The organism is Rubrivivax gelatinosus (genome assembly GCF_004340905.1).
Taxonomy (GTDB): Bacteria; Pseudomonadota; Gammaproteobacteria; order Burkholderiales; family Burkholderiaceae_C; genus Rubrivivax; species Rubrivivax gelatinosus.
Genome location: NZ_SLXD01000001.1, coordinates 283,319 through 303,641 on the forward strand (window position 1 = coordinate 283,319; position 20,323 = coordinate 303,641).

General features: G+C 73.2%; 21 protein-coding genes. 7 read left to right on the forward strand and 14 right to left on the reverse strand.

Features of this window, described 5'->3' with window-relative positions:
• Positions 1-46 precede the first annotated feature (46 nt).
• Positions 47-2,413: a heavy metal translocating P-type ATPase gene (locus EV684_RS01370; RefSeq protein ID WP_132644406.1), complete on the forward strand. Its 2,367-nt coding sequence runs from the start codon at positions 47-49 to the stop codon at positions 2,411-2,413.
• On the opposite strand, the gene EV684_RS01375 is transcribed toward EV684_RS01370, so the two are convergent.
• Complete coding sequence (locus EV684_RS01375) at positions 2,414-3,052, reverse strand: SAM-dependent methyltransferase (protein WP_132644407.1); 639 nt, start codon at positions 3,050-3,052, stop codon at positions 2,414-2,416.
• Positions 3,053-3,144: 92 nt separating this feature from the next.
• On the opposite strand from EV684_RS01375, the gene EV684_RS01380 reads away from it, so the two are divergent.
• Positions 3,145-3,573 (forward strand): cytochrome C, encoded by a 429-nt coding sequence (locus tag EV684_RS01380; protein ID WP_132644408.1) that lies wholly within the window; start codon positions 3,145-3,147, stop codon positions 3,571-3,573.
• Positions 3,574-3,582: 9 nt separating this feature from the next.
• Here EV684_RS01380 and EV684_RS01385 read toward each other — a convergent pair whose 3' ends face one another.
• From EV684_RS01385 to bfr, 5 genes are all read right to left on the reverse strand, one after another.
• On the reverse strand, positions 3,583-4,149 hold the full coding sequence (locus EV684_RS01385) for a LemA family protein (RefSeq protein WP_132644409.1): 567 nt from the start codon (positions 4,147-4,149) through the stop codon (positions 3,583-3,585).
• Positions 4,146-5,168: a hypothetical protein gene (locus EV684_RS01390; RefSeq protein WP_132644410.1), complete on the reverse strand. Its 1,023-nt coding sequence runs from the start codon at positions 5,166-5,168 to the stop codon at positions 4,146-4,148. Before EV684_RS01390 ends, EV684_RS01385 begins: the two co-directional genes overlap by 4 nt.
• A gap of 114 nt (positions 5,169-5,282) precedes the next feature.
• Complete coding sequence (locus tag EV684_RS01395) at positions 5,283-5,915, reverse strand: hypothetical protein (protein ID WP_132644411.1); 633 nt, start codon at positions 5,913-5,915, stop codon at positions 5,283-5,285.
• 72 nt (positions 5,916-5,987) lie between these two features.
• Positions 5,988-6,479, reverse strand: coding sequence for a host attachment protein (locus tag EV684_RS01400; RefSeq protein WP_132644412.1), 492 nt, complete (start codon positions 6,477-6,479; stop codon positions 5,988-5,990).
• A 55-nt stretch (positions 6,480-6,534) separates the two neighbouring features.
• Positions 6,535-7,005, reverse strand: a complete 471-nt coding sequence (gene bfr, locus EV684_RS01405; protein ID WP_132644413.1) for a bacterioferritin — start codon at positions 7,003-7,005, stop codon at positions 6,535-6,537.
• Positions 7,006-7,147: 142 nt separating this feature from the next.
• On the opposite strand from bfr, the gene EV684_RS01410 reads away from it, so the two are divergent.
• A complete protein-coding gene (locus EV684_RS01410; RefSeq protein WP_243651007.1) occupies positions 7,148-7,690 on the forward strand; it encodes a hypothetical protein in 543 nt (180 codons plus the stop codon).
• Here the strand turns inward: EV684_RS01410 and EV684_RS01415 are convergent.
• The 7 genes from EV684_RS01415 to hemP all read right to left on the reverse strand — a co-directional run bounded on the left by EV684_RS01415 (position 7,666) and on the right by hemP (position 16,549).
• Positions 7,666-7,983: a DUF2149 domain-containing protein gene (locus EV684_RS01415; RefSeq protein WP_009858382.1), complete on the reverse strand. Its 318-nt coding sequence runs from the start codon at positions 7,981-7,983 to the stop codon at positions 7,666-7,668. The two genes, EV684_RS01410 and EV684_RS01415, sit on opposite strands and share 25 nt — an antisense overlap.
• A complete protein-coding gene (locus EV684_RS01420; RefSeq protein ID WP_132644414.1) occupies positions 7,980-8,465 on the reverse strand; it encodes a MotA/TolQ/ExbB proton channel family protein in 486 nt (161 codons plus the stop codon). The genes EV684_RS01415 and EV684_RS01420 overlap by 4 nt, the downstream gene beginning before the upstream one ends.
• Before the next feature lie 16 nt (positions 8,466-8,481).
• On the reverse strand, positions 8,482-12,510 hold the full coding sequence (cobN, locus tag EV684_RS01425) for a cobaltochelatase subunit CobN (protein WP_242478622.1): 4,029 nt from the start codon (positions 12,508-12,510) through the stop codon (positions 8,482-8,484).
• Positions 12,510-14,783: a TonB-dependent hemoglobin/transferrin/lactoferrin family receptor gene (locus EV684_RS01430; RefSeq protein WP_132644415.1), complete on the reverse strand. Its 2,274-nt coding sequence runs from the start codon at positions 14,781-14,783 to the stop codon at positions 12,510-12,512. The genes cobN and EV684_RS01430 overlap by 1 nt, the downstream gene beginning before the upstream one ends.
• Positions 14,784-14,871: 88 nt before the next feature.
• Positions 14,872-15,201, reverse strand: a complete 330-nt coding sequence (locus tag EV684_RS01435) for a hypothetical protein (RefSeq protein WP_132644416.1) — start codon at positions 15,199-15,201, stop codon at positions 14,872-14,874.
• A complete protein-coding gene (locus EV684_RS01440) occupies positions 15,198-16,262 on the reverse strand; it encodes a ChuX/HutX family heme-like substrate-binding protein (protein ID WP_132644417.1) in 1,065 nt (354 codons plus the stop codon). Before EV684_RS01440 ends, EV684_RS01435 begins: the two co-directional genes overlap by 4 nt.
• A gap of 71 nt (positions 16,263-16,333) precedes the next feature.
• Positions 16,334-16,549, reverse strand: coding sequence for a hemin uptake protein HemP (gene hemP / locus EV684_RS01445; protein WP_242478623.1), 216 nt, complete (start codon positions 16,547-16,549; stop codon positions 16,334-16,336).
• Between the two features lie 174 nt (positions 16,550-16,723).
• Here hemP and EV684_RS01450 point away from each other — a divergent pair, with 174 nt between their 5' ends.
• Positions 16,724-17,365, forward strand: a complete 642-nt coding sequence (locus EV684_RS01450; protein ID WP_132644418.1) for an exopolysaccharide biosynthesis protein — start codon at positions 16,724-16,726, stop codon at positions 17,363-17,365.
• 1 nt (position 17,366) lies between these two features.
• Here the strand turns inward: EV684_RS01450 and EV684_RS01455 are convergent, their stop codons facing one another.
• The gene (locus EV684_RS01455) at positions 17,367-19,052 is read right to left on the reverse strand and encodes an AMP-binding protein (protein ID WP_132644419.1); all 1,686 of its coding nucleotides are present in this window, start codon (positions 19,050-19,052) and stop codon (positions 17,367-17,369) included.
• Positions 19,053-19,218: 166 nt separating this feature from the next.
• Between EV684_RS01455 and EV684_RS01460 the strand changes: the two genes are divergently transcribed.
• The 3 genes from EV684_RS01460 to EV684_RS01470 all read left to right on the forward strand — a co-directional run bounded on the left by EV684_RS01460 (position 19,219) and on the right by EV684_RS01470 (position 20,309).
• Positions 19,219-19,695, forward strand: coding sequence for an HAD domain-containing protein (locus EV684_RS01460; protein WP_132644420.1), 477 nt, complete (start codon positions 19,219-19,221; stop codon positions 19,693-19,695).
• Between the two features lie 66 nt (positions 19,696-19,761).
• The gene (locus EV684_RS01465) at positions 19,762-20,061 is read left to right on the forward strand and encodes a hypothetical protein (protein ID WP_242478624.1); all 300 of its coding nucleotides are present in this window, start codon (positions 19,762-19,764) and stop codon (positions 20,059-20,061) included.
• Between the two features lie 5 nt (positions 20,062-20,066).
• The gene (locus tag EV684_RS01470) at positions 20,067-20,309 is read left to right on the forward strand and encodes a SlyX family protein (protein WP_132644422.1); all 243 of its coding nucleotides are present in this window, start codon (positions 20,067-20,069) and stop codon (positions 20,307-20,309) included.
• The last annotated feature ends 14 nt before the right edge of the window (positions 20,310-20,323 follow it).

Consider the following 20,323-nt stretch of genomic DNA (forward strand, 5'->3'; position numbering starts at 1 on the left):
TGGGACCGCTTGACTCTAAACCCGCTACAGGGTCTGCAATGGCGGCATGGACACGAAGAAGAACGATTCCGACGGCTGCGGCGAAGGCTGCGGCTGCACGCCGGTGGCCACGGTGGCCTTGCCGATGCCGACGCGGCGGCGGCGCGCGCCGGAACCCGCCCACGAACATTCGCACGACCACGGGCATGAGCATGGGCACGACCACGCGCACGACCACGGCCATGCCCACACGCATGGCGACGCGCACGCGCACGAACACGACTGCTGCGGCGGCGCCTGCGCCGCGCCCGCCGACACCCAGCCCGACCCCGGCGGCCCCGGCCTGAGGCTGCGCATCCCGGCGATGGACTGCGCCGTCGAGGAAGGGCAGATCCGCCGCGCGCTCGAAGGCATCACGGGCATCCGCAGGCTGCATTTCGCGCTCGCCGAACGCACGCTGCGCCTGGACGCCGAACCCGCGGCGCGCGACGCCGCGCTGGCCGCCATCCGCCGCGCCGGCTTCGCCGCCGAGCCGCTGGCCGAAGACGCCGCGCCGCTGCCCTGGTGGCGCGCCGCCGGCCTGCCGCGCCTGGGCGCGGCGCTGGCGCTGGCCGCCGCTGCCGAGCTGCTGCACGCCCTGCTGCCCGCCTCCCAGACCGCCGAATGGGCCGGCATGGCGCTCGCCGCCGCGGCGATCGCACTGGCCGGCCTGGGCGTGCTGAAGAAGGGTTTCGCCGCGCTGGCGCGCCGCCGGCTGGACATCAACGCGCTGATGTCGGTGGCCGTCGTCGGCGCCTTCGCGATCGGCCAGTGGCCCGAGGCCGCGATGGTGATGGCGCTCTACACGATCGCCGAGCTGATCGAGGCCCGCGCGGTGGACCGCGCGCGCGGCGCGATCGCCGCGCTGATGGCGATGGCGCCCGAGGTCGCGACGCTGCGCCGCGCCGGCGCCTGGGTCACGGTGCCGGTGGCCGAAGCCGCCGTCGGCGAGACGCTGCGCGTGCGCCCCGGAGAACGTTTCCCGGTCGACGCCGTGCTGAGCGAAGGCACGACCAGCGTCGACCAGGCCGCCGTCACCGGCGAAAGCCTGCCGGTGGACAAGCAGCCGGGCGACGCGCTGTTCGCCGGCACGCTGAACCTGTCGGGCGCGGTCGAGGCGCGCATCAGCGCGCCGGCCTCGCGTTCGACGCTGGCGCGCATCGTCGAGGCGGTCGAACACGCCCAGGCCTCGCGCGCGCCGACGCAGCGTTTCGTCGACCGCTTCGCCGCCGTCTACACGCCGGCGGTGTTCGCCGTCGCGCTGGCGGTGGCGCTGGGCGGGCCGTTCGTCGCCGGCTGGGCCTGGACCACGGCGATCTACAAGGCGCTGGTGCTGCTTGTCATCGCCTGCCCCTGCGCGCTGGTGATCTCGACGCCGGTGGCGCTGTCCAGCGGCCTGGCGGCGGCGGCGCGCCGCGGCGTGCTGCTCAAGGGCGGCGCGCATCTCGAAGCCGCGCGCCGCATCCGCGCCGTGGCCTTCGACAAGACCGGCACGCTGACCGAGGGCCGGCCGCGTCTCGTGCACTGGCAGACGCTGGCCGGCGACGAGGCCGCGGCGCGTGCGCTGGGCGCGGCGCTGGCGGCGCAGACCGACCACCCGGTGTCACGCGCCATCGCCGCCGGCCTGGCACCGGCCGCAGCGGCCGCCGTCAGCGCGGTGCAGGCGCTGCACGGGCGTGGTGTCGTCGCCCAGGCCGAGGGCGCCGCCGTCTGGCTGGGCAGCCGCCGCCTGGCCGCCGAACGCGGCGCGCTGACACCCGAGCTCGAAGCCGCGCTGGCCGAGCACGAACGCCAGGGCCGCGGCCTCACGCTGCTGGGCCGCGGCGCGCAGGCGCTGGCGCTGTTCGCCGTTGCCGACACGCTGAAGCCCGGCGCGCGCGAAGCCGTCGCGGCGCTGAAGGCGCTGGGCGTGGTGCCGGTGATGCTGAGCGGCGACCACGGCGCCGCGGCGCAGGCGGTGGCCGCCGAAGCCGGCATCGCCGAAGTGCGCGCCGACCTGCTGCCCGAAGACAAGCTGGCCGCGATCGAGGACCTGCAGCGCCGCCACGGCCCGACGGCGATGGCCGGCGACGGCCTGAACGACGCCCCGGCGCTGGCGCGCAGCGACCTGGGCATCGCGATGGGTGCCGCCGGCACCGACGTCGCGATCGAGGCCGCCGACGTCGTCGTGATGAACGACGACCCGCGCCGCGTCGCCGAGACCGTGCGCCTGTCGCGTGCGACGCACGCGGTGCTGGTGCAGAACATCGTGCTGGCGCTGGGCATCAAGGCGGTGTTCCTGGCGCTGGCGGTGTTCGACGACGCGACGATGTGGATGGCCGTCTTCGCCGACATGGGCGCCAGCCTGATCGTCGTCTTCAACGGCCTGCGGCTGCTGCGCCGCTCGAAAGGCTGATCAGCCGGGGCGGCGCGCCAGCATGCCGATCAGCGCCGCCCGGCCGACGTGCTGCGTGCCTTCGGCGAGTTCGGCTTCGTACTCGGCGAGGTCCAGGATCTCCAGCCCGGCGAAGGCCTCGCGCAGAAGCTCGGGCGTGTAGAGGTGGTCCACGCGCCCCGGCCCGCCGCTGCGGTAGGCCAGCTGCGCCGGCGTGTAGCCCTGCAGCACCAGGCAGCCGCCCGGACGCAGCGCACGCGCCATGCGCTCGAACAGGCGCGAGCGCGTCGGCGGGTCGGCGAACTGCACGAAAACCGCGGCCACCAGGTCGTAGGCCGCTTCGGGCCAGGCCCGGTCGTCGCAGCCGACGACCTCGTAGTGCACCGTGACGCCGGCCTCGGCCGCCAGGCGCCGCGCCTTGGCCACCGCGACCTCCGAGATGTCGAAGGCGTCGACCTCGAAACCGCGCCGCGCCAGCCAGACGCTGTTGCGGCCTTCGCCGTCGGCGACACACAGCGCGCGCCCGCCCGCCGGCAGCCGGGCGGCCAGGCTCTCCAGATAGGCGTTGGGCGCCGTGCCGAACAGATAGCCCTCGGCGCGGTAACGCTGGTTCCAGCCGCCGGCGGGGTCGTCGAAGACGGGGGTGTTGTCTCTGCTCATGCGCCGATTGGGCCACGTCCCGGGAGGCCCCGCGGCCGGCACCGGAACCCCGGGGGGTAGCATCGCGGCGTCAGCTTTCCCGGAGCCCGTTCATGCGCCGTGCCCTCGCCCTCGCCTGCCTCGTCTGCGCCCCTGCCGTCTTCGCTGCCGAGGACGGGCGCACCTTCGTCCCGATGACGCCGGCCGCCCAGGCCACGCTGCGCGACGAGATGCTGGGCAACCTGCGTGCGCTCAACGAGCTGATCGCGCTGCTGGCCGACGGCAAGCTGGCCGAGGCCGCCAAGGTGGCCGACACCGAACTCGGTTTCGGCGCGATGGGCCGCAACCGCTCGCTGCCGATGGACGCGCGCCCCGGGCCGCAGATGCCGCAGGAAATGCACCGCCTGGGCATCGAAGGCCACCAGGCGGCGACCCGTTTCGCCGAAGCCGCCAAAGCCGGCGACCAGGCGCTGGCGCTGCGCCGGCTGGGCGAGCTGACGACGAGCTGCGTCGTCTGCCACCACGCCTGGCGCACGCGCTGACGGCGCGGCTCAGAGCCGCGGGCGGTAGTCGAAAGCCGAGGCCGCGCGCGGGTCGGTGAAGGGCTCGACCGGCTGCGCGCGTGTGACCGCGGCGTTGACCAGCGAGGCCGGGAACACTTCCAGCCCGGTGTTGTAGAGCTCGACGTTGCGGCTGAAGATCGTCAGCGCCGCCGTCACTTCCTTCTGCAGGTCCACGAGCTGGGCCATCAGGTCGCGCAAGGCGCCGGCGGCCTGCAGCTCGGGGTAGGCCTCGACGGCGATGCGCAGGCTCTTCAGCAGCTCGGCGCTGGCGCGTTCGGCCTGGGCCAGCGCGATGCCGTCGGGCTGCGCGCCCAGGCGGCCCAGGCTCTCGCGCAGCTGCGTCACGCTGGTCAGCAGGCCGCGTTCGTACTCCTGGTAGGAGCCGACCAGCTCCTCCAGCCTGGGCAGGGTCTGCTGCTTCTGGCGTTCGTAGGCCAGCACGTCGGCCCAGGCGCGGCGCACCGCGTTGCGGCGCGAGACGATGCCGTTGTGGATGAGGACGACGCCGCAAGCGACGGCGATGGCGGCCAGCACGACGATCAGGGTGGTGTTCACGGGAAGGCCTTTCGGGACGGGATCGGGGGTGCGGGCTCGGCGCGCGGCTGCAGCCCGTCGGCGGCGTCGCACAGCGCGCGCAGCAGCGTCGTCAGCGCCTCGAGCTTGGGCATCGTGGCCGTCGACCGCACGCGCCAGCGCAGCTCGTCGAGGCGGTCGGTTCGCTGGCGGGCGTCGGCACGCACGAGCAGGTCGTCGTCGGAGAACGAGATGCAGCCGCTGTCGCCGATGAAGTGCAGGTCCAGCGCGCGGAAGTGGCGCCCGGTCTCGACGAAGGTCTGCACGACGGACGGCGTCAGCAGGCGCGCGGCCTGCATCTCGCTGGCCGCGCCGACGCGCCAGCGCTCGCCGAACTCGATCGACGCGGTGCTCCAGGGCACCGGCATGTTCGGCTTGCGCACTTCGGAAACGGCCAGCACCAGCGGCAGCGCCAGCGAGACGACGACGCCGTGGCGGTCGTGCGTCGTGCGCTGCGTCTCGTCGTGCTGCTTGCCGTCGGCGTCGGTGCGGGTGCTGTGCCGCACCTCGACCCAGCGGAAGCGGTAGCAGGCGATCCGGTGCGTGCCGCCGGCTTCGTCGGTCCACTCGCCCTCGACGAGGCGGTCGATGGTCTGGCTCTCGTCGCCGCGTTCGAAGTCGGGGAAACGTTCGCGCCATTCGCGCCACAGCGCAGGGCCGTCGCGCTGCACCGCGCTCAGGCCGCGGTCGAGCATCGCCGCCTGGCCGAGCACGGTGTCGATGAAGCGCCGTCGCGCCGCGAAGGCCGCCACCGGCAGGCCGCCGGCCAGCAGCACGACGAGCAGCGCCGCCAGCGCCTGGCCGTCTTCGCCGGCCTGGTGGCGCCAGGCCGCGGCCAGCACCGCCAGCACCGCGACGGCGATCGCCGGCAGCGGGTCGGCGCGCACGATGCGGCCGTCGGGGCCGGCGTGGCGGGCGAGTTCGGCCAGCAGCAGCTCCTTGGACGGCAGCGCCGACGCGAGCCGCGCGGCGCGGCGCAGGCGCATCAGGTGGCGGATCATCGGCCGGGGCGGGGGCGGGTTCTGGGCGGCATCGGCGCGCCGCAGCATGCCACGCGCAGGCTGTCGCGGGGGGTCATGCCCCGTTATCGGCGCCTCAGGCGCCGACGTTGAATCTCAGCGGGTCGCGGCCGAGACACGCGTCCAGAGCGCTGCCGCGGCGGCAGCCGGCGCGCCGTCGCCCAGGCCGGCGCTGGCGGCGTCCACCCAGTCCAGCGTGTCGTGCGCGCCGCCGGGCACGCGGTCGCGGCGGCGTTCGGCCACCAGCCAGGCGTGCATCGCCGCGTAGTCGGCCGGGCGGCGGGCCTGGATCCAGGCCAGGCCGGCGAGGTCGGCCCAGGCTTCTTCGCCACGTTCGGGATTGGCGGCAGCGTCGGCACCCGGCGGGCGGCCATGCCAGGCGCCCTGCACGTGGCGTTCGCAGTGCGCGACCTCGTGCGCGGCCATCAGCTCCAGCGCCAAGTCCTCGCGGCCGGGCGGCAGGCGTTCCAGCGTCGCTTCGGCTTCGGGGTTGGCGCGCATCGACAGCACGAACTTGCAGCGCCCGTCGACGAAACCCAGCGCCAGCGGCGCCAGCCCGGTGGTGGGCTGCGGCTGCACGACGATGTCCAGCGGCAGGCCGCGCGCCTCGGCGTCGGCCAGCACCGGCGCGGCACCACGCAGCCAGCGGGTCTCGGTGGCGGTCAGCCCACCGGCGGCCGCCGGCAGCGCCGCGGCGAGCATGAAGCCGAAAACGATCGTCTGCCGCACCTGCGTCTCCCGCCGTTGCCGATCCCGGCTCTTCGGCCGGGACGCGGGGCGGTTGAGTGCTGCGGCAGACCGTTACATCGGCGAGCCGCCGGCCCGCCGCGGCCGCGGGAAGAACCGTTCGCCCAGTGCGGCGTTGTCGACCTGCACCAGGTCCTTGTCGAACTGCCGGCCCAGGCGCTGCTGCACCTGCGGCGAAAACGCCTTGCGCAGCAGGCCGAGGAAACGCGGCGCGGCGGCCAGATGCAGCTCGTCGAAGCGGTGCGCCAGCGCCGCTTCGTGCAGCCGCGCCGCGACACGGCGCGCGAAGCTCTCGGCTTCGTGGTGGCGTTCGTCCTCGCCGGCCGAGGTGGTGGCGGTGCCGCCGCGCGTGCTTTCGGGCGCGCCGGCGGGCACGCCGCCGGTGCGGCGGCCGACGGCGTCGTCACGCAGATCGCGGCCGCGCGCGTGCGCCGCCGGGTCGGTCAGTTCCTCGATCGGTTCGAGCGCACCGCCGCCGTCGGGGCGGCGCAGCAAACGTGCGATGGCCTCGTCGGCCACCAGCACCCAGATCGTCTTGTCGTCCATGCCGGCTCCTGCGGTCAAGATGCCGCGAAAGCCGGCAAGCCGCGTTCCGCCGGCCTCAGGACGCCATCTGGCTCTGCAGGTAGTTCGGCAGCGTCACCAGGCCGATCAGGCGCAGCTGCTGCTCCAGCCAGTGGGCGTGGTCCTGCTCGGTGTCGTCGAGCATCGGCAGCAGGATGTCGCGCGTGACGTAGTCGCGTTCGGCTTCGCACAGCGCCATCACCTCGCGCAGGTGCTGCACGACACGCAGTTCGACGGCCAGGTCGTTCTGCAGGATCGACGGCACGTCGTGGCCGACGTCCAGCGCGTTGGGCGTCATGCGCGGCGTGCCGCCCAGCATCAGGATGCGGCGGATCAGCGCGTCGGCGTGCGCCGTCTCGTCTTCCATCTCGTGGCCGATGCGGTCGGCCAGCTTCGCCAGGCCCCATTCGGAGAGCATGCGCGAATGGATGAAGTACTGGTCGCGCGCGGCGAGCTCGTCGACCAGCAGCGCGTTCAGCGCGTCGAGGATGGCGGGGTGACCTTGCATCGGCTTGTCTCCTGGCGGGGCAAATTCGCGCAAATCGTACGCTGCCCCCGGGGTCTTTGCAGGGCGCGGGTCTGCGGGTTGGCCGCAGGGCCGTGACGGCGCGCACGCGCGAGACTGCAGTCCCGCCCGCTTCACGCACCCGATGCCCCCGAGCCGCCTGCGCCGCCCGCCCCTGCCCCGCCCCGGCGCCGACGACGCCGTGCGCGAAACGCTGGCCTTCATCCGCGCGCACAGCGCGATCCGCTTCATCGCGCTGCCGTTCTTCCTCGGCGCGATCGCGGCGCTGGCCAAGGTTTACTACGACGACGAGCCGCCGCCGTCGCCGACGCTGCTGGCCGCCACCGGACTCCTGCTCAGCCTGGTGGCCGGCACGATCGAAGTCGTGCTGTCGCGCAACCTGATCGCCTGGTGGCACGCGCTGGACCGGCACTTCGCCCGCGCGCCGCACTGGCGGCTGGTGCGGGCGCACCGTGATCCAGGCGCACTGACGGCGGCGCGCTGGACGCTGTTCCTGCCCTACGTCGCGGCCTTCGTCTTCTGGCTCGTGCAGCTGGCCGGCTGCATCGCGCCGGCCGGGCGCGGCGGCGCGGTGCTGGTGTTCGCGCTCTTGCTGGCGCTGCTGCTGTGTTCGGGCGCCGGCGCCGTCTGGCGCCGCGCCGCTCAGGAGCCGCCTTCGGGCACGTAGACGATGGAACCGTCCTTCATCCGGTAGGCGACGCCGGCCTTCTCGCCATCGCCGCTGCCGATCGCGCCGCTGGCCTTGTAGCGCTCGATCTTCTCGCCCTTCTTGACGACCATCTCCATGCTCGGTTTGCCCGGGTCGGTGATGACGGTGACGTCGCGCTTGGAGAACGGGTTCATCAGCGGGTTCTGCGCCACCGTGATCAGCAGCGCGGCGATGACGACGAGGAAGATGTCGATCAGGTTGACGACCGAGAGGATGGGGTCGTCGTCCTGCGGTTCGTGCAGCAGCTTCATGCCGCCGCCTTGCCGCGGGCGGCCGTGATCTCGACCAGCTCCTCGGCCAGCCAGCGCCGGCGCACGTTGACGACCCAGAAGGTGATCGACGCCGCGATCAGCGCCAGGATCACCGCCGAGAACGCGACGGTGAGGTTCTGCGACACCTGCGCCAGGTTGCCGTCGGACAACGACTTCAGCGCCGGGCCCATCGGGATCATCGTCGCGACGAGTCCCAGCATCGGCGTCACGCGGCTGGCGATGCGCTGCGTTTCCAGCATCCGGTGGGCGTGCAGGTCCAGCGCGTCGTCGCTCAGGCCGCCGGCGGCGCGGTCGGCGGCCAGCAGCGGCCGGCCGCCGCCGCGGCGGCGCTGCCAGGCGAGCGTGGCGAACTCGCCCAGCGCCCAGAAGGCGTAGAGAAAGAGCAGCGCGATCAGCGCCAGCGTCGGCAGCAGGAAGAGCTGCGCGACGTCGTACATGGTCGATTCGAGCACGTGGTTCATGGTCGGAGGGCTGCCTTCAGGTGGCGAAAGAAAGGGTGGACCGGTGGCGCCGGCCGCGCAGCGCGCCGCCGGCCAGCGCCAGCGCGATGGCCGCCAGCGCCAGCGCAGCACGCGAGGCCTCGGCCGGCGGCGGGGCGACACGTTCGAGCAGCAGGCCCTCGACCGGGGGCCGTGCCGCGGCGGGCTCGGGGGCGACGGGGGCCGCTTCGGCGGGCGCCGCGGGTGCGGGCGCCGGCACGGCCGGCTGCGGCGCGAGGCCGAAACCGACGAAGGCGGCGAACGCGGCGCTGTCGGGCCGAACGTCGTGGCGCTCGGCCAGCTCGCGCCAGCGTTGTTTCAGCTCGGCGACGCTCTCGGGCGCGGCCTTCCACTGGCCCAGGCGCGCGGCTTCCAGCATGCGTTCGATGACCTGCGCCATCGCGTGCGGGTTGCGGCTCTCGAACCAGCGGCGCACGCCGAGCTGGTGCTTGTCGCGCACGTAGACGTCCATGAACTCCTGCCACTGGTCGTCGCGCACGATCTCGCGCGCCACGCTCTGCCAGCCGGCGAAGTTGTTGATGCCGTCCAGCACCTGCAGCGTGCCGGCGTAGCCCTCGGCCATCAGGCCGCTGATGTGGCCGGGGTGGAAGTTGCGGGTCGCCAGCTCCTTGGCGAGGAACTCGGCCGCGCCTTCGACCCGCCCCGCGCCCGGCCCGCGCAGGTTGCTGATGTAGAGCTCGGGCGCCTGGCCGTCGAGGTGGCGCACGGCCAGCGACAGCCCGCCCAGGTACTGGAACGGGTCGTCGGTGGTCAGCATGCCGTAGAGGTTGGAGCTGCGCGCCAGCACCGCGCCTTCGGTGCCCTTCAGGTGCTCGGCGTAGAGGTTGGCCTTGCCGCGTCCGTCCACGCCGGCCTGGCCCCACTCGCCCTCGTCGGGGCCGTAGGCGTACTGCATGCGCGACAGGTACAGCGTCGCCAGCTTGCGGTCGCCCTCGGCCTGGGTCTTCCAGGTGTCGGTGGCCAGCGCCGCGTCGTCCAGGCCGCTGCCGTAACGGCCCGACTCGGACGAGAAGATGCGCGTCTGCCCGGCGCGTTCGGCGGCCGCCGCGTCCAGCCCGCGTGCGCGCAGGCCGGCGCTGATGCGGCGTGCGTTGGCCGCCACCGGGTTGTCGGCTTCGTCGGCCTGAGACGCGAGCTTGGCCGCCTTGGCGAGCTGGCGCATCACGTTCGGGAAGTGGTCCCGGTACAGCCCGGTGGCCGACAGCACGACGTCGATGCGCGGCCGGCCCAGTGCGGCGCGCGGCACGAGCTTGACGTCGGCGACCCGCCCGCCCGCGTCCCAGACCGGCTCGACGCCCAGCGCCCACAGCGCCTGCGCTTCGAGCAGGCCCTGGTGGCGCATGGTCTCCACCGACCACAGCGTGAACGCCAGCTTGGCCGGCGTGCGGCCGGTCTTGGCGCGGTGCGCGGCGGCGAGCTGCTCCAGCGCCTGCTTGCCGGCTTCCCAGGCGGCTTTGGTCGGCACGCGCGAGGGGTCGAAGCCGTAGAGGTTGCGCCCGGTCGGCAGCGAGTCGGGGTTCTTGATCGGGTCGCCGCCGTAGCTCGTCGGCCGGTAACGCCCGGCGAGTGCGTCCAGCAGCCCGGCGAGCTCGCCTTCGGCGCCCAGGTCGGCGTACCAGCGCCGGCCGCGTTCGAGCGCTTCACGCACCGGGGGTGGCAGCGCCGCGGTGTCGGCGCCCTGGACGATGAACTCGTGCAGACGGCGGTAGGTGGCGGTCTCGGTGAGTTTTCGCCAGTCGCCGACCAGCACCTCGTCGGCCTCTTCGCCGGGCGCGGCCAGCGCGACGAGGGTCTCGCGGCCCAGCATCTCCATCACCATCGCCAGGCGCCAGCGTTCCTCGGGCGCGCGGCCGAAGGTATGCAGGCCGACCGGCTGCACCGTCAGCGCCAGCTCGTGCAGATGGTCGTGCAGCGCGGTGATGAAGGCCGGGAACTCGGCTTCGACACGCTCCTGGCTCCAGCCCATGTCGGCGGCGATGCGTTCGCGCTTAACGCCGTCGGCAATCTGGCGCCGCAGCGCGTCGCGCACCTGGCCTTCGCCCTGCGCCAGCCACTGGTGCAGCGCGTCGTGCAGCGCGGTCAGCGCGTCGTGCAGCCCGGCCGGTGCCAGCGCCGGCGTCTGGTGCGAGACGACGACCGCACGCCCGCGGCGTTTGGTCTGCAGCGCCTCGCCGATGTTGTCGACGATGTACGGGTAGACCACGGGCACGTCGCCGACGGCCAGCAGCGCGTCGTCGTGGACCGACAGCCCGCGCTCCTTGCCCGGCAGCCACTCCTGCGTGCCGTGGGTGCCGAAGTGCACCAGCGCGTCGGCGGCGAATTGCTCGCGCGCCCAGAGGTAGACGGCGTAGTAGTGGTGCGAGGGCACGGCGCTGGTCGAGTGGTAGATGGCTTTCTCGCGGTCTTCGCCGCGTTCGCCGCGCGGCGGCTGCGGCAGCAGGCTGATGCCGCCCAGGCGCAGCCGCGGCACGACGAAACCGTCCTGGCCGCCGCGGCGCACGATCCAGGTCGAGCGTTCGGGCGCGCCCCAGCGTTCGTGCAGCCGCGCGCCGACCTCGGGCGGCAGCGCCGCCAGCCAGGCGCGGTAGCGCGAGACCGGCAGCCAGTCGGCCAGGCCGTCGCGCAGCAATCGCTCCAGCACCTCGCGGTCGGCCGCCGGGCGGTAGGCGGGCTCCAGCAGGCGCTGCAGCGACGCCGTCAGCACCGCCTCGTCCTGGGTCTCGGTCGTGTAGCCGGCCTGGCGCAGCGCCGCCAGCGTCGCCACCAGGCTGCGCGGCAGGTTCATGAACGAGGCCGACAGGTTCTTCTCGCCCGGCGGGTAGTTCCAGAAGAACAGCGCGACGTGTTTGTCGGCCGGGGCCTTGCGCTGCAGCGCGACGAGCTTCATCGCCTTGGCGACGACGGCGTCGACCTGCGGCGCGATCGGCTCCAGGCGCTCGTCGGCGCCGCCGTTGGCCGAGGCGATCAGGATGTCGGTGATGCCGGCGGTCTCGGCCTGCGACAGGTAGAACGGCACGTCGTCGATGCGCACGCCCTGCGGGTCGGCGCGCCAGGCGGCGGCGTCTCCGCGACGGTAGTTCATGGCCTGGATCACCGGCACGCCCAGGGCCTCGAACTCGGCGCGGCGCGCCTCGGGGCTCAGCGTGATCTGGGTGTTGATCAGCACGTCGACCGTCGGCCGGCCGTCGAGCAGCGCGACGCGGCGCACGGCGTCGGCGTCGAGCACCGGCGTGTAGAAGGCCAGCGGCAGCGCGCCCTGCGCTTCCAGCCGCGTGATCAGCGCGTCCAGCAGCTCGGTCTCCTCGGCGGCGACGCTCTGCGGGTGGAAGACGATGCCGACGACCGGCGGGCGTGCCCCGCCCGGCGCGACGCCCTTCCACGCCAGGTAGTCGCGGCTCGACGCGCTGACCAGGCCGGGGTATTTCGGGTGGTAGATGCCGGTGGCCGGGAAGACGACCGGGTCGGGGTGTAAGCCCCAGGGCCGGCCGTCCAGCCAGTCGTCCAGGGTCTGGACGAAGTGGCGCAGGTTGGGCCCGGCGCCGTTGACGTAGTAGGCGTGCAGGCGTTTGGCGAGGTCGGCCGGCACGTCGTGCGGGCGCGCCTCGGCGGTGGACAGCCAGACGTGCCGGCGGCGCTCCAGCGCCGGCAGCGCGGGCGCCAGCTTCTCGCGCATCCAGGCCTCGATGTGGGCACGCGGCGCGTCCAGCAGCACGAGGTCGGCGCCGTCCCAGAGCGTGGCGTCGATCGTGCCGAGCTTCTCGACGTAGCGGGCCTGCACCTCCAGCCCCAGCGGGCCGCCAACGCGTGCCAGTGCCGCGAGCTTGGCCGGCGGCACCGGCGAGGTGGTGACGACGAGCACGCGCGCGGCCTGCGCCGGCAGCGCGAGCAGCAGCAGCAAGGCGGCGAGCACGACGGCCGCCGCCGCCAGCCGCCGGCGGGCGGCGGCGAGCGGGGCGGCGAGCTGGCAAGGCCGGCGCGTGGCCGGCGGGCTGGCGTCGCGGCGCATCAGAAGCGGTAGCGCACGCTGGCGTTGAAGGCGCGGCCGGGCTGCGTGTAGGCGTCGATGGCCTCGGTGGTGGTGCTCAGCTCGCGTGCGTCGGCCCACTGCATGTACTTCTTGTCGAAGAGGTTGGTGACGCCGAACACGAGTTCGGTGTCGGGCCGCACCAGCCACCACATCGACAGATCGGCGACGGCGAAGCCGCCGGGCACGTACTGCGTGCTGTCGGCCTCGCGCACGTAGCGGCTCTGGCGCTTCATCGCGGTGACCGAGAACTCGCTGCCGAAGTGGCCGACCTCGCGCTTGACGGCCAGCACCAGCTTGTCGGGCTCGACGCTCTCCAGCGGCTGCTCGACGCCTTCGCTGTCGCTGTCGCCGTGCGCATGGGCGTAGCGCGCCGACAGCGTCCAGCCCGGGGCGACGCTCCAGTCCAGCGTCGCCTCGACGCCGCGGATGTCCACGCGGTTGAGGTTGACGGCCTGGAAGACCCACGGGTCGGCCGAGGTGCCCGAGCCGTCGACGGTGACGTTGGACTCGATGAAGTCCTTGTAGCGCGACTTGAACACCGTCGCCGTCCAGCGCAGCGCGCCGCTCTCGCCGCGCAGGCCGAGTTCGACGGTGTCGCTGGTCTCGGGCTTCAGGTCGGGGTTGCCGATCGAGATGTAGGGCTGAGAGGCCGTCAGGTTGGTGACGCCGCCGTTGACCTGCGACGGTGTCGGCGCGCGAAAGCCGTGCGCGACGTTGGCCACCGCACGCAGCGCCGGCGAGAACTTCCAGATCAGCCCCAGCCGCGGCGACAGCTCGCTGCCCGACAGCGCCGTCGGCGCGATCGAGTTGTTGAGGGCGTACAGCGGGTCGTTGCGGTCGGGGTCGAGCTTGAAGTGGTCCCAGCGCAGCGCCGGGATCAGCGCCAGCCGGCCGAGCGAGATCTCGTCCTGCACGAAGGCGCCGAGCAGGCGGTAGTCGGTGTCGGGGAAGCTCTTGTTCTTGACGAAGGCCGAGGAGCCGCTGGTGACGAGCACGCCGTCCAGGTAGTTGGCGCCGTCCTTCAGCGAGGTGACTTCGGTGGTCGACGCGTCCAGGCCCCAGACCAGGCGCTGCGCGAGCTCGGTGCCGAAGTTGGACTCGAACTGCACGCTGCCGCCGACGGTCTTCTCCTCGTAGCGCGCGTCGCGTTCACGGGTGTTCCAGGCGCTGGTGTTGGTGCGCGCCTCGTAGCCGAGCTGGCGGTTCTCGCTGTCCTGGGCGTAGACCGTGGCGTTGACACGCTGGAACCAGGCGGCGCGCGGGTCGGCGAACTCGTAGCCGGCCTTCAGCAGCGTGCGCTCGATGCGCTCGGCGGCGTCGACGTCGGTCGTCGTCGGGTACATGAAGTTGCCGAACAGCGTGTAGATCTCGGCATCGGTGCGTTTGCTCAGGTGCTCGGCGCTGAACTTCAGCTTCTGGCGCGCGTCCAGGCGCTGCTCGAGCTTGGCGAGCACGAAGTTGGATTGCGTGTCCTGCGGGTTGGGCGTGGTGCGGGTGTTGTTCCTGGCGTCGTTGTCGCCGCCGTTGTCGACCTCGTGGCCACGGCGCAGGCTGGCCAGCAGCATGGCCTCGGTGCCACCTTCGGCGCGCAGCGCGAAGGTCGGCACCGCGACCCAGGAGTCGTCGACGCCGCGGTAACCCAGCTTCAGCGACTCGGCGTGTTTCTCGCCCGGGCGCAGCAGGTCCGACGGGTCCTTGGTGACGAAACTCACCGCGCCGGCCAGGCCGTCGCTGCCGTAGGACGCCGAGGACGGCCCGCGCAGCAGCTCCACGCGCTTGAAGGCCTCGACGTCGATGTAGTCGCCGCGGCCGGCGAAGAACGGGCCGCTGGAATAGAGCATCGGCAGGCGCACGCCGTCGACCTGCAGCATCACCTGGTTGCCTTCGAGGCCGCGGATGTTGATGCCCTCGTTGCCGCCGCGGCCGGTGCTGTAGAAGGCCGCCGAGCTGCGGTTGGGCAGCGCACGCACCGCGACGCCCGCCTCCTGCTTCAGCAGGTCCTGGATGTCGTTGGCGCCGCGGCGGTCGATCTCCTCGGCGGTGACGGCGCTGACGGTGGCCGCGACCTCGTCTTCGTTGGCCTCGACCCGCGTCGCCGAGACGACGACCTTGGGCAGCGGGGCCTGGGCGACGACGGTCGGCTGGGCGACCGGCTGGGCCTGGGCCAGCCCGGCCGCCAGTGCCGCGGCGGCAATGGTCAGCGGATGAAGGGCAAAACGTTGGCCGCGGCGCGGACCCTGTGGCTGTGACATGGCTGTCTTTCTTGTGTCATGGCAAAGGGCTGGCGGCCGGCGCCCGGGCGGGCGCGGTGGCTGGCGGTCGGTGGGAGAAAGGGGACGCTCAGGCGCCGAGCGCCGGGCGGATGCGGGATTCGGCGCGCCAGGCGCCGCCGCCGAGTGCCCGGCGCAGCGCGACCAGCTGCTCGGCCTGGCGGCGGTTCTCGCGCACCAGGTCCAGCCGGGTGCGCAGATCCGGCGTTTCGACGTGCAGCAGGCGCAGCTCGTCGCGCAGCTGGGCGAGCTCGGTGTCGCGGCGGATCAGCAGCGCGCGCAGCCGCATCGCGTCGGCCTCGGCGGCGTCGGCGCGGCGCTGCAGCTCCCCGAAGACAGCGCCGGCTTCGGCGCGGGCCAGCGCCAGCACGGCCGCGATCCTGGGCTTGGGCGCGTTCATGCGTCCACCTCCACCTCGAGCTGGGCGACGAGGCGGCGCCAGCCGCAGCGTTCAGGCCGGACCGTGGAGTCGTCGCCCAGACGCGCGATCGGGGCGCCCGTGGCGTCCAGCAGCAGCAGCGTCTGGCGCAGGCCGGCCAGCGACGGGCAGCCGAGCAGCCAGGCCTCGGCCACCGCGTCCTCGCGCAGGTGCAGGCGCACGCCGGCGGTCTCGGCCTGCGTCCAGCCGCGGGCCTGGTGGACCGCGCGCCAGTCGCCGCCGCAGGCGCCGGCGCCGGGCACCTCGACCGACAGGCGCACGCCCTGCTGGGCGGCCGCGGTGAGCAGTTCGTGCGCGCTCGTCGGCACGACGCGGCGCGCGAAGTCCGGGCCGGCCAGGCGGCAGGCCTGCGCCGGGCTCAGCGCAAAACGCGCCAGCAGGGCTTCGAAACCGTCAGGCGTGCGCATCGCGCCCCAGGCCCGGCGCAGCGTGGCCGCGTCCGCGGGTTCGTCGGCGGGACGCGCGGCACGCACCCTGCGCGCCGCCAGAGGGCGCGGCGCCGGCTCGAAGCAGGCGCAGGCCTCGACAAGGTCCAGCCAGGCGGCCACGCCAGCGGCTTCCAGCGGCGTCAGCTCGGCCAGGCTGTCGCCGGCGGCGTCGAAGAACTGCAGGCTGCGCGCCAGCGAGCCGTCGGCGCCACGCTGCTCGAGCGCGAAGGCGTGCGCCCAATGTTCGGGCGCGCAGGCCGGGCCCAGGCGCTCGACGCGGCAGGCGCGGTGGCCGGCGACCGAACGCGTGCGGCCGAAACGCGCCAGCGCCGCGGCGATGTCGCGGCGGCGCACACGCAGCCGGCGCGCGGCCAGCGGCGACTCGGCGCGGTCGAAACAGCCGGCGTGTGCCGCGACGAGTTCGGCCTCGCGCACGCCGATGGCGGCCGCGGCGTCGCAGCGCTGCAGCGCCGCAGCCGGCACCGGCGTGCCGCTCAGCGCACGCAGCAGCTGACGCAGCGCCGGCGCACGCACGCCGGGCGGGGGCAGCTTGAGGCCCTGGAGTACACGTGGAACGGCGGACGTTGGGTGCACGAAACGCTCCTGTTGGAGAGGGCGCACGTGCTGGCGGATCGCTGGCTGGTGCTGCGGCAGAGAAGGACGGGCTACTTCGTCAGGATCAGCTTGCCCATCGAGGTGATGCGCATGCGGTAGACGGCGTCGCCGTGTTCGATCTCGATCTCGTCGGCCGCGCCGAAGAGATCGGCGCTCGTCCAGCGCGGACGGCGCGACGCCGGAGAGGGGGCAGGACGCCTGGCCGGCGTGTCGCCGGACGGCCGCAGCGGCTCGCGGGGATCGGGTTGCAGCATCGTCGTGGCCATCGGTTGTCGATGCTGTCGACTGTAATGCGAACCATTCTCATTAACAAGCCCACGAGCGCAGGAATGGCGTGCACGCCACGTTCGCAGGGCCGGGATGCCCTTTCGCGCGCCTTGGCCCGGGCGCGGTCACGGCGAACCGTTACAACATCGCCTGCCGCCGATTGCCACTGCCCGATGCCCCGTTTCCAAGCTGACGATGAACCCCGCCGCCTGCCGCTGTCGGCGATGCTGCAGGCGCTCGCGCACGATGAATCACGTGAACGCATCGCCGTCGGCGACCTGCTGGCCGCACTCGGCGACCGCGCGCTGGCCGCGCTGCTCTTCGTCTTCGCCTTCCCCAACGTGCTGCCGACGCCGCCGGGCACCTCGGCAATCCTGGGCGCGCCGCTGATCTTCCTGGCAGCCCAGCTGGCCTTCGGGCTGAAGCCCTGGCTGCCGCGTGTCATCGCCTCGCGTTCGATGTCGCGCGCGGACTTCGTGCGCCTGATCACGCGCGTGGCGCCCTGGCTGGCGCGTGCCGAGCGCCTGCTCAGGCCACGCTGGAGCGCGCTGGCGGCGCCGCCGATGGAATACCTGATCGGCCTGGCCTGCCTGCTGCTGTCGCTGGTGCTGGTGCTGCCGGTGCCGCTGGGCAACATGCTGCCGGCGCTGGCGGTCAGCCTGTTCGCGCTCGGCGTGCTCGAGCGCGACGGCCTCTGGGTGATCGCCGGCGCCGCCACCTCGGTCGTCGCCGCGGTCGTCGTCTCCGGCGTCGTCTGGGCGATGGTGAAGGGCGCCGTCTACTTCATCACCCAGGTGCTGGGCCTGGGCGGCTGAGTCAGGCGGCTTCGTCGGCCGCCGGCGGCGGCGCGTCGCGCAGGTCGCGGCGCAGGATCTTGCCGATGTTGGTGCGCGGCAGCGGCTGCGCACGGAACTCGACGTGGCGCGGCATCTTGTAGCCGGTCAGGTGCTGGCGGCAGTGCGCCAGCAGTTCGCGCTCGCTCAGCTCGGGGTCGTGGCGCACGACCACCACCTTGACCGCCTCGCCCGAACGTTCGTCGGGCACGCCCACCGCGGCGGCCTCCTGCACCCCGGGGTGCATCGCCAGCACGTCCTCGACCTCGTTCGGGAAGACCTTGAAGCCCGAGACGACGATCATGTCCTTCTTGCGGTCGGTGATGCGGATGCTGCCGTCCTCGTCCATCGTGCCCATGTCGCCGGTGCGCAGCCAGCCGTCGGCGGTCAGGACCTCGGCGGTCTCCTCGGGCCGCTGCCAGTAGCCGCGCATCACCTGCGGGCCGCGCAGCCGGATCTCGCCGACGGCGCCCGGAGGCAGCACGCGGCCGTCGTCATCGGCGATGACGACGTCGGTGCTGGGGATGGGCATGCCGATCGTGCCGCTCCACTCGTGCACGTCGACCGGGTTGGCGATCGCCACCGGCGAAGCCTCGGTCAGGCCGTAGCCCTCGACCAGCGGCACGCGCGCGCGTTCGCGCCAGCGCTGGGCGACGACGTGCTGCACCGCCATGCCGCCGGCCACCGCGAGCTTGAGCCCGCCCAGGTCGACACGGGCGAAGCCCGGTGCGTCGAGCAGCGCGCGGTACAGCGTGTTGACACCGACGATGCCGGTGAACGGCACCGTCTGCAGCGTCTTCAGCATCTCGCCCATGTCGCGCGGGTTCGGGATCAGCACCAGCATGGCGCCCTTGCGCAAGAAGACGAAGGACGCCATCAGCGCGAACACGTGATACATCGGCAGCGGCAGCACGACGGTCTCGCGGCCGTCCTGCAGGTCGCGTGCGAGCCAGGCCGTGACCTGCAGCACGTTGGCCAGCACGTTGCCCTGCGTGAGCATGGCGCCCTTGGCGACGCCCGTGGTGCCGCCGGTGTACTGCAGGAAGGCGAGGTCGTCGTGGCCCAGCGTCACCGGCGACAGCGGCCGGCGCCGGCCGGCGGCCAGCGCCTGGTTGAACGTCACCGCGCCCGGCAGGCGCCAGGCCGGCACCATCTTCTTCACGTGGCGCACGACGGCGTTGACGATCGTGCCCTTGAAGCCCAGCAGGTCGCCGGCGCCGGTGGTGACGATGGCGCGCAGCCGCGTCGCCGCCACCACCTGCTGCAGCTTGGCGGCGAAGTTCTCCAGCACGACGATGGCCGCGGCACCCGAGTCCTGCAGCTGGTGCTCCAGCTCGCGCGGCGTGTACAGCGGGTTGACGTTGACGACGACCAGCCCCGCGCGCAGCGCGCCCAGCAGCGCCACCGGGTACTGCATCAGGTTGGGCATCATCAGCGCGACACGCTCGCCGCGCGCCAGGCCGGCGTCGTGCTGCAGCCAGGCGGCGAAGGCGAGGCTCGCCTCGTCGAGCTGGCGGTAGCTCATCGTGCGCCCCATCGACCACAGCGCGGGCTGGTCGGCGAAGCGGGTGCAGGCATCGGCCATCGCGTCGACCAGCGACGCATGGCGGCCGACGTCGATCTCCGACGGAATGCCGTCGGGATAGTGGGCGAGCCAGGGCTTGAACATGAGGCCGGCGATGGTCTCACAGCGCGTGCGCCGCGGGCGCCCGCGACGGCGACGGCCCCTGACCGAAGTCAAAACGCCGCACCGCGTCAGGGCATGCCTTGTCATGGTGCATTCACGGCGCTGCCATCTGGGCGGCGCAGCATCGACGGTCCTGGAGGCGAGCGCGATGCTGATTTTCGTGAACACCGAGTGCCTGGTGAACCATGCCGACGACGGGCACGGCGGCCTGCCCGGCTTCGAGGCCGTGCTGCACGCCTGGCCGCAGCTGCGCGTGGTGCTGGCCGACGAGCGCCGCCACTGGACGACGATCGAGCGCCTGCGCGCGCCGTTCAGCGCGCCGCTGCATGCGCGCATCCTCGGCACGACGCCGATCTACGGCGCGCTGGCGCAGTCGCGCCCGGGGCGGGAGGACGAGATCCTCGACTGGCTGCGCCAGGCCGACGCCGAGGAGGCCGACTGGCTGGCCGTCGACGACCGCAGCGACGAATTCCACGCCCACGCGCACCGGCTGCTGCCCTGTCGCCGTTTCGGCGCCGCCGAAGCCGATGAGCTGCACGCCCGGCTGCAGCGGCGCTCGCTGCGCCGCGAGGCCGTGGTGCGGTCGATCGTGCCGCTGCGTCCGGCGGCTTCGCTCGGCGCCTGAATTCCTGCGGCGGTGGCGCCGCCACCGCGGTGCGCGGACAATGCGCGCCTTCACGAGGACATGGGCATGGACCAAGAATTCCTGGACGGCATCGCCGAGCAGTTCGCCGACATTCCGATGGACGAGCTGATCAGCGGCCCGCTGATCGCCGACTGCGAGCCCGCACTGAAGGCCGAGCTGGCCCGGGCGCGCTACATCCGCTTCGCCGGCTTCGCGATCGACGCCGACGGCGGCCTGCCGCAGGTGAAGTTCGAGTGGCAGCGCGCCGACGCCGAGGCGCCCGAGATCCTGCAGGTGCCACTGCCCGGCACGACGCCGGAAGACCTCAGCGAGACCATCGCCCGCGAAGGCGGCGGCTCGCTCTGACACGCATGGCCACGACCAGCCGCGCCCGGGCCGAGGAAGAGGCGCGTGTCCAGCGCCGGCTCGAGGACCTGGAGGTCAAGCTCGCCTTCACCGAGGACCTGCTGGAGAAGCTGGACGCCGTCGTCGTGCGCCAGCAGCAGCAGATCGACCTGCTGACCCAGAAGCTGGTCGATCTCAAGCGCCAGGGCGCGGCGGCCGAGCCGGCGACCTGGCGCAGCCTGCGGGAAGAACTGCCACCGCATTACTAGGAGTCCGCGCGGCA